The 14,060-nt window shown below is 69.9% G+C and carries 16 protein-coding genes and 1 pseudogene; 12 read left to right on the top strand and 5 right to left on the bottom strand.

All coding sequences use genetic code 11. From position 1 onward, the window contains the following. A partial coding sequence (locus AC1DXV_RS22710) for a helicase HerA-like domain-containing protein (RefSeq protein WP_477935649.1) occupies positions 1 to 388 on the bottom strand: 388 nt, incomplete at its 3' end. A gap of 91 nt (positions 389 to 479) precedes the next feature. On the opposite strand from AC1DXV_RS22710, the gene AC1DXV_RS22705 reads away from it, so the two are divergent. The 12 genes from AC1DXV_RS22705 to AC1DXV_RS22650 are packed head-to-tail and all read left to right on the top strand — an operon-like array spanning position 480 to position 11,066. Then, positions 480 to 1,205, top strand: coding sequence for a YebC/PmpR family DNA-binding transcriptional regulator (locus AC1DXV_RS22705; RefSeq protein ID WP_477935647.1), 726 nt, complete (start codon positions 480 to 482; stop codon positions 1,203 to 1,205). Between the two features lie 10 nt (positions 1,206 to 1,215). Next, positions 1,216 to 2,517: a phosphoribosylamine--glycine ligase gene (gene purD, locus AC1DXV_RS22700; RefSeq protein ID WP_477866256.1), complete on the top strand. Its 1,302-nt coding sequence runs from the start codon at positions 1,216 to 1,218 to the stop codon at positions 2,515 to 2,517. Next, positions 2,514 to 3,098, top strand: a complete 585-nt coding sequence (locus AC1DXV_RS22695) for a hypothetical protein (protein ID WP_477935645.1) — start codon at positions 2,514 to 2,516, stop codon at positions 3,096 to 3,098. The genes purD and AC1DXV_RS22695 overlap by 4 nt, the downstream gene beginning before the upstream one ends. Beyond that, entirely contained in the window at positions 3,095 to 4,030 is a 936-nt protein-coding gene (gene hemF / locus AC1DXV_RS22690) for an oxygen-dependent coproporphyrinogen oxidase (protein WP_477866260.1), read from the top strand. The genes AC1DXV_RS22695 and hemF overlap by 4 nt, the downstream gene beginning before the upstream one ends. Continuing rightward, a complete protein-coding gene (gene nadD, locus AC1DXV_RS22685; RefSeq protein ID WP_477866262.1) occupies positions 4,027 to 4,620 on the top strand; it encodes a nicotinate-nucleotide adenylyltransferase in 594 nt (197 codons plus the stop codon). Before hemF ends, nadD begins: the two co-directional genes overlap by 4 nt. After that, a complete protein-coding gene (rsfS, locus tag AC1DXV_RS22680; protein ID WP_477866264.1) occupies positions 4,621 to 5,430 on the top strand; it encodes a ribosome silencing factor in 810 nt (269 codons plus the stop codon). It abuts the gene before it with no gap. Next, on the top strand, positions 5,427 to 5,894 hold the full coding sequence (gene rlmH / locus AC1DXV_RS22675; RefSeq protein WP_477935643.1) for a 23S rRNA (pseudouridine(1915)-N(3))-methyltransferase RlmH: 468 nt from the start codon (positions 5,427 to 5,429) through the stop codon (positions 5,892 to 5,894). Before rsfS ends, rlmH begins: the two co-directional genes overlap by 4 nt. A gap of 11 nt (positions 5,895 to 5,905) precedes the next feature. After that, entirely contained in the window at positions 5,906 to 6,523 is a 618-nt protein-coding gene (locus AC1DXV_RS22670) for a Maf family protein (protein ID WP_477935641.1), read from the top strand. 25 nt (positions 6,524 to 6,548) lie between these two features. After that, the gene (rng, locus tag AC1DXV_RS22665; protein WP_477873432.1) at positions 6,549 to 8,054 is read left to right on the top strand and encodes a ribonuclease G; all 1,506 of its coding nucleotides are present in this window, start codon (positions 6,549 to 6,551) and stop codon (positions 8,052 to 8,054) included. Then, complete coding sequence (locus AC1DXV_RS22660; protein ID WP_477935639.1) at positions 8,054 to 8,995, top strand: hypothetical protein; 942 nt, start codon at positions 8,054 to 8,056, stop codon at positions 8,993 to 8,995. Before rng ends, AC1DXV_RS22660 begins: the two co-directional genes overlap by 1 nt. Next, complete coding sequence (locus AC1DXV_RS22655) at positions 8,992 to 9,966, top strand: DUF5672 family protein (protein ID WP_477935637.1); 975 nt, start codon at positions 8,992 to 8,994, stop codon at positions 9,964 to 9,966. The genes AC1DXV_RS22660 and AC1DXV_RS22655 overlap by 4 nt, the downstream gene beginning before the upstream one ends. Further along, positions 9,963 to 11,066, top strand: coding sequence for a glycosyltransferase family 9 protein (locus AC1DXV_RS22650; protein WP_477935635.1), 1,104 nt, complete (start codon positions 9,963 to 9,965; stop codon positions 11,064 to 11,066). Before AC1DXV_RS22655 ends, AC1DXV_RS22650 begins: the two co-directional genes overlap by 4 nt. Here the strand turns inward: AC1DXV_RS22650 and AC1DXV_RS22645 are convergent. From AC1DXV_RS22645 to AC1DXV_RS22630, 4 genes and pseudogenes are all read right to left on the bottom strand, one after another. Then, positions 11,047 to 12,135 (bottom strand): glycosyltransferase family 4 protein, encoded by a 1,089-nt coding sequence (locus tag AC1DXV_RS22645; RefSeq protein WP_477868389.1) that lies wholly within the window; start codon positions 12,133 to 12,135, stop codon positions 11,047 to 11,049. The genes AC1DXV_RS22650 and AC1DXV_RS22645 overlap by 20 nt on opposite strands. After that, a complete protein-coding gene (locus AC1DXV_RS22640) occupies positions 12,135 to 13,016 on the bottom strand; it encodes a glycosyltransferase family protein (protein WP_477868381.1) in 882 nt (293 codons plus the stop codon). The genes AC1DXV_RS22645 and AC1DXV_RS22640 overlap by 1 nt, the downstream gene beginning before the upstream one ends. Next, on the bottom strand, positions 13,013 to 13,834 hold the full coding sequence (locus tag AC1DXV_RS22635; protein ID WP_477935633.1) for a glycosyltransferase family 2 protein: 822 nt from the start codon (positions 13,832 to 13,834) through the stop codon (positions 13,013 to 13,015). Before AC1DXV_RS22635 ends, AC1DXV_RS22640 begins: the two co-directional genes overlap by 4 nt. Further along, a pseudogene (locus tag AC1DXV_RS22630) lies at positions 13,831 to 14,060 on the bottom strand (hypothetical protein); the annotation flags it as partial. The pseudogene AC1DXV_RS22630 and the gene AC1DXV_RS22635, both read right to left, overlap by 4 nt.

Genomic DNA, 14,060 nt, shown 5'->3' with positions numbered 1-14,060 from the left:
GCGTTTCATTCAGCGCCAGCATGCGCGCCAGCAGCAGCGGGCCCATGTCGCTGACGGTGGCGCGCACCGGGTGGCCCTGCTCGCCGAACACGTCCCACAGCGTCGCGGGGCAGGCGGCCGACGCCGGCGCGTCCAGGCCACGCTCCTTCAGGAGGGCGGCCAGCTTGTCGCTGACCTTGCCGGCCTGCGTGATGCCGGTCAGGTCGCCCTTGACGTCGGCCATGAACACCGGAACGCCCAGTTTGCTGAAATTCTCGGCCAGCGTCTGCAGCGTGATCGTCTTGCCGGTGCCCGTGGCGCCGGTGATCAGGCCATGGCGGTTGGCCAGTGCCGGCAGCAGGAAACACTCGGCCTTGTCGTGCTTGGCGATCAGGATCGGCTCGGCCATGGAGGTCTCCGGTGGGCGGACAAGTAAAATTGCAGTCTATCCAAGAACATTGCCCACCCGGCTGCCGGCGTGGGCCCTCAGAGGAGCCTTCATGGCCGGACATTCGAAATGGGCCAACATCCAGCACCGCAAGGGGCGTCAGGATGAAAAGCGCGGCAAGATCTGGACGCGCGTGATCCGCGAGATCATGGTCGCCGCACGCCAGGGCGGCGGCGATGTCAAGGAAAATCCGCGCCTGCGGCTGGCGGTCGAGAAGGCCAAGGCCGCCAACATGCCGGCCGACACCGTCAAGAAGAACATCGACAAGGCCACCGGCAACCTCGAAGGCGTCAGCTACGAGGAAATCCGCTACGAGGGCTACGGCATCGGCGGTGCCGCGGTGATCGTCGACTGCATGACCGACAACCGGGTGCGCACCGTCGCCGAGATCCGCCATGCCTTCAGCAAGTACGGCGGCAACCTCGGCACCGAGGGCTCGGTGGCCTTCCAGTTCAAGCACTGCGGCCAGTTCGTGTTCGCCCCCGGCACCAGCGAGGACAAGGTGATGGAAGTCGCCCTCGAGGCCGGCGCCGAGGACGTGGTGACCGACGACGACGGCGCGATCGAGGTGCTGTGCGCGCCGGCCGATTTCGAGGCAGTCAAGGCGGCGCTCGAGGGCGCGGGCCTGAAGCCCGACGTGGCCGAGGTCRCGATGCGCGCCGAGAACACCATCGAGTTGAGCGGCGAGGATGCGCAGCGCATGCAGAAGCTGCTCGACGTGATCGAAGACCTGGACGACACGCAGGATGTCTTCCACAACGCCGTTCTGGGCGAATGAGAGTGAACGCATGAAAGTTCTGGTGATCGGTTCCGGCGGACGCGAGCACGCGATGGCCTGGAAGCTCGCGCAATCGTCGAAGGTGCAGGTGGTTTACGTCGCGCCGGGCAACGGGGGGACCGCGCTCGACGCGCGGCTGAAGAATGTCGCGATCACCGACGTGAAGGCGCTGGCCGACTTCGCGGTGGCCGAGAAGATCGCGCTGACGGTGGTCGGCCCCGAGGGGCCGCTGGCGGCCGGCGTGGTCGACGAATTCCGTGCGCGCGGCCTGCGCGTGTTCGGCCCGACGCAGGCGGCCGCGCAGCTCGAGAGCTCGAAGGCGTTCGCGAAGGATTTCATGCAGCGCCACGGCATCCCGACCGCGCTGTACGCCACCTTCGACGACCCGAAGGCGGCGCATGCGCACGTCGACAAGCACGGCGCGCCGATCGTGATCAAGGCCGATGGCCTGGCGGCCGGCAAGGGCGTGGTGGTCGCGATGACGGCGGCCGAGGCGCACGAGGCGATCGACTGGATCCTCGGCGCCGTTGCCGGTGATGGCAAGAACAACCGCCTCGGCGTGCAGCACAACGCCGGCGTCGCGCGCGTCGTGATCGAGGAGTTCCTGCAGGGCGAGGAAGCCAGCTTCATCGTGATGTGCGACGGCAAGAACGTGCTGCCGCTCGCCACCAGCCAGGACCACAAGCGGCTGCAGGACGCCGACGTCGGCCCGAACACCGGCGGCATGGGCGCGTACTCGCCGGCACCGGTCGTCACGCCGAACGTGCATGCCACGGTGATGCACGAGATCATCCTGCCGACCATCGCCGGCATGGCGCGCGACGGCGTGCCGTTCACCGGCTTCCTGTACGCCGGACTGATGATCGACGACGAAGGCGCGCCGAAGACGATCGAGTTCAACACCCGGCTGGGCGACCCGGAGACGCAGCCGATCATGATGCGGCTCAAGAGCGACCTGTTCGACGTGATGATGGCCGCGACCGACGGCACGCTCGACCAGGTCGAGCTGCAATGGGACCGGCGCGTGGCACTCGGCGTCGTGATGGCGGCCGGCGGCTACCCGCTGGACCCGCGCAAGGGCGACGCCATCACCGGGCTGCCGGCCGAGCAGCCGGATGCGATGGTGTTCCATGCCGGCACCGCGCCGGCGCAGGGCGGCGTCGTGACCTCGGGCGGGCGCGTGCTGTGCGTCACCGCGCTCGGCGATTCGGCCAAGATGGCGCAACAGCGTGCCTATGAAGCGCTGCAGGGCATCCACTTCGACGGCATGCAGTTCCGGCGCGACATCGGTCACAGAGCCATCAAGCGATGAGTCGGCCGGGTGTGTGGTTGCGCGCCACGCGGGCGCTGATGGTGATGTCGCTCGCGGGATCGGGAGCGGTGGCCTCGGCCCAGGCAGAAGGGGAGGGTCTGCGCCTCAAGGGTCCGGCGGCCGTTCGTGCCGAAGGCTCCGGGTTGAGTGCGCCGGGTTTCGGTGCGGCCGTGGCTTCGTTGCAAGACACGATGCTGCGCGAGAGCAGCAGCAGGGTGCAGTTCTTCTACGTCGAAGCGGTCGGCACTGCCGAGGTGCCGAATGCGTTCAAGGCCAGCCGGGACGGCAATGCGGGACGAGGGCTCCAGCTCGGTATGGTGGCATTCTCGAGGGAAGTGCCGCCCGGTCGCATGATCGTGTCGCTGGTGGGACGGGTGGCCTATGGTGCCCCGATCGAGGCGATGCTCAATTCGTCGACCATGTACAAGGCGTCTCGCCGGATGGCATTCACGCCCGAAGCGGGTCGTTCCTACCTCGTCAAGGGCGAGTTGAGCGCCGCTCGCCAGGAGGTCTGGCTCGAGGACGACGGCGGAGAACGTGTGGGAACGGTGATCGAGCCCGGCGAGGACAAGCAATCATGAATTCACCTGTCGAGACCGGCGCAGTCCGCGAGTATCTGCTGGGCCTGCAGTCGCGCATCATCGGCGCGATGGAGGCCGAAGGCGGCGATGCCTTCATCACCGACCACTGGGTGCGCGAACCCGGTGGCAAGCTCGAGGGCGAGGGTCTCTCGCGCCTGGTGGAAGAGGGGGCGCTGCTCGAACGCGGCGGCTGCAGCTTCTCGCACGTGAAGGGCAAGGTGCTGCCGCCGTCGGCGACGCAGCACCGGCCCGAGCTGGCCGGGGCGCCGTTCGAGGCGATGGGCGTCTCGCTGGTCTTCCACCCGCGCAACCCGTTCGTGCCGACCGTGCACATGAATGTGCGGATGCTGGCCGCGCTGCCCGCCGGCGGCGCGCCGGTCACCTGGTTCGGCGGCGGCATGGACCTGACGCCGTACTACGGCTTCGAAGCCGATGCGCAGCATTTCCACCGCACCAACCGCGATGCGCTCGCGCCCTTCGGCGACGACAAGTACCCGCGCTTCAAGCAGTGGTGCGACGAGTATTTCTTCCTGAAGCACCGCAACGAGCCGCGCGGCATCGGCGGCGTGTTCTTCGACGATTTCTCCGAGCTCGGCTTCGAGCGCAGCTTCGAGATGCTGCGCGCGGTCGGCGATGCGTTCATCCCGGCCTACCTGCCGATCGTGCAGCGCCGCAAGGCCGAGGCCTGGGGCGAGCGTGAGCGCGATTTCCAGGCCTACCGGCGCGGCCGCTATGTCGAGTTCAACCTGGTGTTCGACCGCGGCACGCTGTTCGGGCTGCAGTCGGGCGGGCGCACCGAGTCGATCCTGATGTCGATGCCGCCGCTGGTGAAGTGGCGCTACAACTGGTCGCCCGCGGCCGGCACGCCCGAGGCGCGGCTGTACAGCGACTTCCTGCGCCCGCGCGCGTGGACCGAAGAGAACCCCGCTTGAAACGCATTGCGCTGTTCGGCGGCAGCTTCGATCCGGTGCACGCGGCGCATGTGGCGCTGGCGCGTGTGGCGTTGTCGCAACTCGAACTCGACGAATTGCGCTGGGTTCCGGCCGGCCGCCAGTGGCAGAAACACCGCGACCTGACGCCCGCCGTGCACCGCGAGGCGATGGTGCGGCTGGCGATCGCCGGCGAGCCGCGCTTCTCGCTCGAGGGTTGCGAGCTGCGCCGCAGCGGCGCGAGCTACACCTTCGACACCGTGCGCGAACTGCAGGCCGCCGAGCCGGGCGTCGAGTGGTTCCTGGTGATCGGCCAGGACCAGTACGCCGGGCTGCACAGCTGGCTGCGCTGGCAGGACCTGCTGCAACGCGTCACGCTGGCGGTCGCGAACCGGCCCGGCGTGACGATGGCGGCGAGCCGCGAGGTGCAGGCGCAGCCGCACCGGGCGGTGTCGCTGCCGATGATGGACGTGTCGTCGACCGACATCCGTGCCCGCGTGGCCCGGGGACTTGCGGTCGACGATCTGGTGCCCGCCCCCGTGGCGCGCTATATTGCCCAATACGCCCTATACAGAGGCGATCTCAGGAGTTGAATGGACATCCGAAAACTGCAGCGCGCCATCGTCGATGGTCTGGAAGACGTGAAGGCACAGAACATCCTGGTCTTCAACACCGAGCATCTCTCGCCGCTCTTCGAGCGCGTGATCATCGCTTCGGGCACCTCGAACCGCCAGACCAAGGCCCTCGCAGCCAGCGTGCGTGATGCGGTGAAATCGGGCGGCTTCCCGGTGTTGCGCACCGAGGGCGAGGACAACGGCGAATGGATCATCGTCGACTGCGGTGCCGCCGTCGTCCACGTGATGCAACCGTCGATCCGCGAGTACTACCACCTCGAGGAGATCTGGGGCGACAAGCCCGTCAAGCTCAAGGTGGACACGGCGCCGGTCCGGCTCGTGAAGGCCGAGGAGCCGGCGAAGAAGGAACCCGCGAAGAAGGAACCCGCGAAGAAGGCGCCGGCGAAGAAGGCGGCTTCGGGCAAGGCGCCGGCCAGGACGACATCCGCCAGGACGGCGCCGGCCAAGGCTCCCGCCAAGGCACCGGCCAGGAAGGTCGCGGCGAAGCCCGTTGCGGCCCGGCCGGCCGCGGCGAAGAAGGCCCCGGCCCGCAAGGCGGCACCAGCCAAGTCCGGCAGCGTGACCCGCACGGTCGGCGTGAAGAGTGCTGCGCCGGCGAAGAAGGCAGCGGCCAAGGCGGCACCGGCCAAGGTGCCGGCGAAGAAGGTGGCCGCCAAGCCGGTCGCGGCCCGGAAGGCCCCGGCAAGAACGGCTCCGGCGAAAGCGGCCCCGGCGAAGAAGGCTCCGGCCAAGAAGGCCCCGGCGAAGAAGACCGCCTCGCGCGCGTGAAGCTGTTGCTGGTCGCCGTCGGCCAGCGCCAGCCGGCCTGGGCCGAGACGGCCTATGACGACTTCGCGAAGCGCTTTCCGCCGGAGATGCGCCTCGAGTTGAAGGCCGTCAAGGCCGAGACCCGCGGTTCGCGCACCGCCGAGCAGATGATGGCGGCCGAGGCCGCCCGCATCGAGGCGGCGCTGCCGAAGGGCGTGCGCCGCGTCGTGCTCGACGAGCGCGGCGACCGCCTGACCAGCGTGCAGCTCGCTGCCCGCATGAAGGCCTGGCTGCCCGACGGGCGCGACGTGGCCTTCGTGATCGGCGGCCCCGACGGGCTCGATGCCGGGCTGAAGGGCAGCGCCGACGAGACGATGCGGCTGTCCGACCTGACGCTGCCGCATGCCTTTGCGCGCGTGCTGCTGGCCGAGGCGCTGTACCGGGCCTGGACGCTGACCGTGAACCACCCCTACCACCGCGAATAGCGGACCCGCGAATGCCCGAGGCCACGCTGCACGACTTCATCTACCTGGCGTCGCAGAGCCCGCGCCGCCGCCAGCTGCTCGACCAGGTGGGCGTGCGCCACGAGCTGCTGCTGCCCGGTGCCGACGAAGATGCCGAGGCGCTCGAGGCCGAGCGGCCCGGCGAGCTGCCGGCCGACTACGTCGAGCGCGTGACCCTCGCCAAGCTGGCCGCCGCGCGCAAGCGCCATGCCGCGCGCGGCCTGCCCGGCGCGCCGATCCTGTGCTCGGACACCACTGTGGCGATGGGGCGCCGCATCCTCGGCAAGCCGGCCGATGCCGACGACGCGCGCCGGGTGCTCGAACTGCTGTCGGGCCGCACGCACCGCGTGCTGACGGCCGTCGCGCTGGCCCACGGCCGGCGGCGCGAGCTGCTCGTCAACGTCTCGCGCGTCGAGGTGGCGCCGCTGCCGCCGGCGTGGATCGAGGCCTACGTCGCCAGCGGCGAGCCGTTCGGCAAGGCCGGCTCGTACGCGATCCAGAGCGCGATGGCGGGCTGGATCCGCCGAATCGACGGCAGTCACTCCGGTATCATGGGTTTGCCCCTGTACGAAACGGCCCAACTGCTGAGACAAGCGCGCGTCAGGTTCTGACGCCGCCGCCGCAACAAGAGCGCCCATGCAAGACATCCTCATCAACTGGGCACCCCAAGAGACCCGTGTCGCGATCGTCGAGAACGGCGCGGTGCAGGAACTCCACCTCGAACGCACGCTCGAGCGCGGCCTCGTCGGCAACATCTACGCCGGCCGCGTGGCCCGCGTGCTGCCGGGCATGCAGTCGGCCTTCATCGACATCGGGCTGGAGCGCGCCGCCTTCCTGCACGTGGCCGACGTGCACGTGGTCGGCAGCGGCCCGCGCAACGACCATGCGCCCGGCGCCGCGCCGCCGCCGCCGATCGAGCGGCTGGTGTTCGAGGGCCAGACGCTGACGGTGCAGGTCATCAAGGACCCGATCGGCACCAAGGGCGCGCGGCTGTCCACGCAGATCAGCATCGCCGGGCGCATGCTGGTGTTCCTGCCGCAGGACGACCACATCGGCATCTCGCAGAAGATCGGCTCGCACGATCTGCGCGACCAGCTGCGCACCCGCATGAACCAGCTGACCGGCAAGACCGAGGATGGCCAGCCGCCGGCCACCGCGTATGCGGGCGGCGGCTTCATCCTGCGCACCAATGCCGAGGACGCGACCGACGTCGAGCTGGGCGACGACATCGCCTACCTGCGCAAGACCTGGGGCGCGATCCGCGAGCGCAGCTTCAAGTCGCCGCCCGGCACGCTGCTGCACCAGGACCTGAGCCTGGTCGAGCGCGTGCTGCGCGACCTGGTGAACGACGCGACGCAGTCCATCCGCATCGATTCGCTGATGCAGCACGATCAGCTGGTGGCCTTCGGCGCCGAGTACACGCCGGGCTCGGTCGGCAAGCTGCAGCACTACAAGGGCGAGCGGCCGATCTTCGACCTGTACAACATCGACGAGGAGATCGCGAAGGCGCTGGCGCGGCGCGTCGACCTGAAGTCGGGCGGCTACCTGATCATCGACCAGACCGAGGCGCTGACGACGATCGACGTGAACACCGGCGGCTACGTCGGCGCGCGCAACTTCGACGACACGATCTTCAAGACCAACCTCGAGGCCGCGCAGGCGATCGCGCGCCAGCTGCGCCTGCGCAACCTGGGCGGCATCATCATCATCGACTTCATCGACATGGCGCGCGAGGAGCACCAGGGCACGGTGCTCGGCGAGCTGCGCAAGCAGCTGGCGCGCGACCGCACCAAGATCACGGTGAGCGGCTTCACGCAGCTGGGGCTGGTCGAGATGACGCGCAAGCGCACGCGCGAATCGCTCGCGCACATGCTGTGCGAGCCGTGCCCCACCTGCGGCGGCAAGGGCCAGGTGAAGACGCCGCGCAGCGTCTGCTACGACATCCTGCGCGAGATCCTGCGCGAGGCGCGCCAGTTCAACCCGAAGGAGTTCCGCGTGATCGCGGCGCCCGCGGTGGTCGAGATGCTGCTCGACGAAGAGAGCCAGCACCTGGCGGGGCTGAGCGACTTCATCGGCAAGCCGATCTCGCTGCAGGCCGAGGCCGCCGGCTCGCCCGAGGCCTACGACATCGTGCTGATGTGATGGTGACGACGACGCCGCCAGACGCTGCCGCGCTGCAGTCGCGCACGTTCGTCGTCTTCGCCGGCGGCTTCAACGAGGACATCGGCGGCGTGGTGGCCTTGCACTCGCTGTGCGATCACCTCAACCGCGCAGGCTGCCGGGCGGTGCTCTGGCCGGACACCCGGCCCCGTTTCGACCCGGCGCATCCGGTGCGCACGCTGTGGCGCCTGCTCAAGTACCACGGCCGGCGCAGGGAGCGCCGCTACCGCACCTTCCCCGGCCTCAACACGCCGCTGGCGACGCGTCGCGACCTGCAGGGCGCCATCGTCATCTACCCGGAGATCGTCGATGGCAACCCGCTGCGCGCCGGCCATGTGATCCGCTGGCTGCTGCACAAGCCCGGCTTCCACACCGGCCGCGTCAAGTTCGGGCCGGGCGATCGCTTCTTCTACTACCTGAAGGCCTTCGACGATCCGGCGCTGAACCCGGATGGCGACAACCTGCTCAGGGTGCCAGCGTTCAGCCTGCGCCATTTCGCGCAGAAGAATTTCGGCCCGCGCGAGGGCAGCTGCTACCTCCTGCGCAAGGGCAAGGACCGTCCGCTGGTGCACGACCCCGCCGGGTCGATCCTCGTCGACGGCATGTCGAATGCCCAGATGGCCGAGGTGTTCAACCGCGTCGGCACCTGCATCTCCTACGACACCTACACCCTGTTCTCGTCCTTCGCGGCGCTGTGCGGCTGCGTGTCGGTCGTGGTGCCGCAGGAGGGCGTCACCAAGGAACAGTGGTTTGCGGATCCGCGCGACCGCTACGGCCTGGCCTGGGGCTTCGACGACGTCGACGAGGCCCGGCGCACGCAGCCACTGCTGCGGCAGCATTTCGAAGACCAGGCCGAGGAGGCACGCGCCAGCGTGCGCCGCTTCATTGCCCGGTGTGCCGACTACTTTCCCGCAGAACGATGACGGTCCTGCGGCTGCCCCGGGTCACGCTGTGCTGCGTCGATTCGACGCCGCGCCTGGCGTGGTCGCTGAAGGCCCTGCGGCATTGCCTGGCCCAGGTCTCGTGGGGAGACGCCTTCCTGTGCACCGACCGCGCCTCGCTGGCCGGCCATGCCGTGCCGGACGGCGTGCGCTGGGTGGAGATCGCGCCGCTGGACACCATAGAGGCCTATTCCGAGTTCATGCTCAAGGGGCTCGCGCCGCACCTGCGCACCAGCCACCTGCTGGTCGTGCAATGGGACGGCTACGTGCTGAACCCGGCGGCCTGGCGCGACGAGTTCCTGTCGGTCGACTACATCGGCGCGCCCTGGAACCACGTCCCGCAGCCGTGGAAGGTCGGCAACGGCGGCTTCTCGCTGCGTTCGGCGGCGCTGCTGCAGTCCTTGCAGGATCCGTCGATCCGCGCCGAGCATCCCGAAGACCTGTGCATCTGCAAGACGAACCGCGCCGCGCTGGAAGCGAAGGGCTTGCGCTTCGCGCCGCTGGCGATGGCCGAGCGCTTCGCCGTCGAGGACGGTCCGCTGTCGGCCGATGTGTTCGGTTTCCACGGGCCGTACCACCTGCCGTCGCTGCTGCCGCCGGGCGAGGTGCTGGCCTTCGTCGAATCGCTGCCGACGCGCGCGCTGCGTGCGCACTATTTCGGCAGCCTGCTGCGCGAACTGGTGCGGGGGGCACGGCGCGATCCGGCGCTGCGGCCGGCGCTGGCGGCCTTCCGGCAGCTGGTGCTGCGGGCGATCGACGAGTTCGACGATGCCGCCAGCCTGTCGCCGCAGGCGCTCGGCATGCTGAAGGCGCTGATCCGCCACGGCCCGCACGACGGCGCCGCCCGGCTGCTGGCGCGGCGGCGTGCCGCCTCGGGCCGGCGCTTCGGCGAGCCGAAGCTGTGGCTGCGGCTGCAGTTCAACGCACTGCGTTCGGCAGTGCTCGCCCGATGACGGCCGGGCCGGGTTGGCTCGAGCGCTATGCAGGCGCCACCTGGAYGCCGCCATTCCCGCAGGCGCTGCCGTCCAACGCGCAGGCCTTCGCGGCCGCGGCGTCGCCCTGGAAGGCGGCGCGCCGCCGTGCGTTGCGCGAGCTGAACCTGGCGTGGCACGGGCAGGGCCGGTTGCTGCAGCAGCGCCTCGACACGGCACGACACCGCCGCGTGCTGTGGATCCACCAGGGCACGCCGCAGGTCGGCGATTCGCTGATGGACCTCGCGGCGCGGGTGCTGCTGCAGGATCGCGTCGCGCGGCTGGACCTGCTGACCGATGCGCATCTGCTGCCGCTGTACCGCAGCGATGCGGTGTTCTCGAGCGTCGCTTCGTCGGCACGCGAGCTGCCGGCCGACGGCTACGACCTGGTGCTGCTGCACAGCATGGCGTCGCGTTCGGTGCGCGACAAGCTGCGGCACTTCCGCCACGTGCCGTTCGTGCATGTGCAGGGCTGCTACACCGGCCCCGAGTTCAACCGCACGCTGTTCGGCTTCTACCGGCTGGCGCAGTTGATGGGCCTGCCGGGTGCGGTGCTCGAGGCGGTGGCCCGCCCGACGATGCAGACCTCGCTGGCCGAGCAGGCCGCGATCGCAGCGCTGGCGATCCCGTCCGGCGCGATCGCGGTCGCGCTCGGCGGCGTGCGCGACTGGCGCACCTACACCCGCTGGGTCGAGGTGCTGCGCGGCCTGGCCGCGACCGGCCGGGTGCCGCACATCGTGCTGATCGGCGCCGACAACGGTCTCGCGATGCGCGATGCGATCGTCGCCGCCGAGATCGGCCTGCCGCTGATCGACCGCGTCGGGCGCCACAGCCTCGGCGAGGTGCAGGCGCTGATCGACCGCTGCGCGCTCGCGCTGTGCGCCGACGGCGGTCTGCTGCACGTGGCCCACACGACCGGCACGCCGGTGGTGGCGCTGTTCGCCGGCGAGATCCTGCCGGCCTACCGCGTCACGCCGGCCAACCGCACGACGAGCCTGCACGGCCCCCGGCAGGTCGACGACATCGATCCGGAGGCGGTGCTGGCCGCGGCGCTGTCGTGGCTCAACGCGGCGCCGCGCTGAGGGTCGTGTCGAGCAGGCGCCGGTAGATCGCGAGGTAGGCCTCGGCCGCGCGGTCCCAGCGGAACAGCGCGGCATGGGCGCGGATCGCCAGGCCCGCGTGCAGCAGGCGCGGCGTCTCGGTCTCGATCGTGCGGCGCATCGCCTGCGGCTCGAAGCTGTCGAAATAGCCGGCATGCGCGCCGCCGATCTCGGGCAGGCTGGTCAGCCGCGACAGGAACACCGGCTTGCCGAAGTGCATCGCCTCCAGCGGCGGCAGGCCGAAGCCCTCTGTCAGCGACGGGAACACGAAGGCCTGGCAGTGCGCGTAGAGCCAGGTCTTCTGCGCGTCGCTCACCTCCTGCACCACCGTCACGTTCGTGAGGCCGCGCTCGCGCACCTGCGCGGCCAGCCGGTCCGAATCGCCGGTGCGCGGCCCGGCCAGCACCAGCGCCTGCTGCGGCCACAGCGCGGCCATCTCGACCAGGCTCTGCGGGTTCTTCGACGCCGCCATGCGGCTCAGGTGCAGCAGGTAGCGGCCCGGCACGATGCCGGGCACGGCGTCCTGCGCATGGGTGTTCAGGTCGCGGGCGCCGTTCGGGATCACCGTGACCGGGCCGCTCCAGCCGAGGTGGCGGCGGATGTCGCCCTCGACGTGGCGGGTCAGCGTGGTCACTTCGTCGAAGTGGCGCAGCCGGCGGCGCAGTTTGTCGAGTGCCTTGCGGGCTTCCGGCTCGGCGTCGTGATAGATCGGGTTCAGGTCGTGGATGGTCAGCAGCGAGTGCCGCGTGCCGAGGGGCGGGATGATGCGGCCGAGCTGGTTCAGCCCGTGCCAGACGTCGAAGCGGCGCAGGCCCGGCCAATGCAGGTAGCCCTGTAGCTTGTTCGTCGCCAGGTAACCGACCTGGTCGCCGAAGCGGCCGTGCCAGCGTACCGGCATGTGCAGGTCGAAGCGCACGCCGTGCTGCTCGCGCCAGGCCGGTGCGACGCGCGCGACGTGCTCGCAGATCTGCGTCGAGAACTCGCCGAGCCCGTCGCTCAGCGAGCCGAGCATGCCGAGGCTGATGCCGACGCGCCGTGCGGGAGTGGGCATCACGCGATCAATTTGTAGTGCTTGCGGCTCAGGTCGACGCCGAGCAGCCGCTCGACGCGCATCGACCAGCGGTGCTTGCGCTCGCGGCTCGTCAGCCGGTGCGCCGGGTCGGGCGCGAAGTGCTGCTCGGCCTCGTCGCGCAGCCAGCCGGCCATCAGCGCCGGGTGCGTGCCGGCATAGGGCAGCAGCGACTGCGGGTCGATGTTGCCGTAGTGCACCTTCGGCGCACCATGCGACCAGTACTTGCTCACCTGGTCGAGCTTGGCCTGCATGTAGTCGGTGCGGCGCACGTGGCCGTAGTGGTAGATGTGCGCGTTCGCCAGCGCGGCGTTCGGGTGCCGGCCGCGGCGGTGCTGGTCCATCACCACCCAGAACTGGCCGTCGGGCGCGTAGCTGCGGATCGTGTTGCGGATCAGCCGGCACTCGCGCCGGTACCAGGCCGGGCTGACCGCGAGCCAGTGCGGCGAGCCGTAGAAGTGCAGGTAGTCGAACACCAGCGCCTCGATGCGGCGGTCGGCGTGGTGGCGCTCGACCGACGCGCGGATCGCCGCCAGCTCGCCCTCGTGCAGCACCTCGTCGCCCTCGAGGTAGAAGGCCCAGTCGCCGGTGCAGGCGAACTGCGCGATCATCTTCTGCTGCGCGTAGACGAAGCCGCGCGACTCCATGCGCTCGTTCCACACGGTGTCGATCAGTCGGATCTTCGGGTCGCCGATCGCCAGCAGCCGCTCGCGGGTGTCGTCCTCGCCGCGGCCGACCGCGATCACGAACTCGTCGACCAGCGGCAGCAGCGAGCGCACCGAGGCCTCGAACGGGAAACCGAGCTTGACGCCGTTGCGCAGGAAGGTGAAGCCGCTGATCGAGGCCGAACCAGCGGCCGTCATAGCGTGTGCGACGCGAGCCGCGCCACCTCGGTCGCGCTCCACTTCTTCTCCATCGGGATCAGGCGCGCGGCGTCGGCGAAGGCCGGCGGGCGGGCGCGCAGCGTCACGCGGATGTAGTGGTGCACGAACACGTCGAGCGCGATGTGCAGCGGGCGGATGTCGCCGACCTCGACCGCGCGCTTCTTGGCCCGCAGGAACAGGTCGGCATCGGCGGCCTGGATGCGCTCGTCCCACAGCCCGATGYGGTCGATCGCGCGCCGGTTCATCAGCACCGAGTTGCCGACATAGCCCTCGATCACCAGGCCCTCGAACTGCTCGGCGCGCTCGCGGCAGAAGCGGTCCCAGTCGCCGTACATCCAGCGGTGCGACATGCCGAGCCAGGGTTGCTTGGCGCCGAAGAAGCGCACCGGCAGCGAGGCGCGCTTCCAGCGTCGGCGCAGCACCTGGGTGGCCTCGGGCGTCTCGACGCGCTCGATGCCGCACACCGTCAGCGCGTCGAGCCCGTGCAGCTCGGCGTTGGCGATCAGCCGCGTGTCCCAGTCGGGCGGCACGACGATGTCGTTGTTCAGGAACGCGAGCCAGTCGCCCTGCGCGACCGCGATGCCCTGGTTCTGCGTGTACGGGTAGGAGAAGTTCTGCGTGTTGCGGATCACCTTGGCGCCGACCGACTCGAAGAACTCGGCCGAGCCGTCGGTCGACGCGTTGTCGATGATGATCAGCTCCGAGGGCAAGCGGGTGCAGCGCTGCAGGTGCTCGACGAACCAGCGGTTCATCTCCAGCTGGTTGTGCACGGCGGTGATGATGCTCAGTCGGGTCATCCTCGGCTCTCCGATGGCGCGGCGTGGGGGGTGCGGAATTGCAGCGAATGCAGGTGGGCGAACAGGCCGCCCTGCGCGAGCAGCTCGGCGTGCGTGCCCTGCTCGACGACGCGGCCGGCCTCGAGCACCAGCACGCGGTCGGCGGCCTTGATGGTCGACAGCCGGTGGGCGATCACCAGGCTGGTGCGGCCCTTCATCAGCCGCTCCAGCGCCTCCTGCACGAGGC

It is taken from the genome of Rhizobacter sp. P3_C12 (assembly GCF_056402735.1).
The sequence above is the reverse complement of the archived record's forward strand: the minus strand, read 5'-3'. Positions and strand labels throughout refer to the sequence as shown.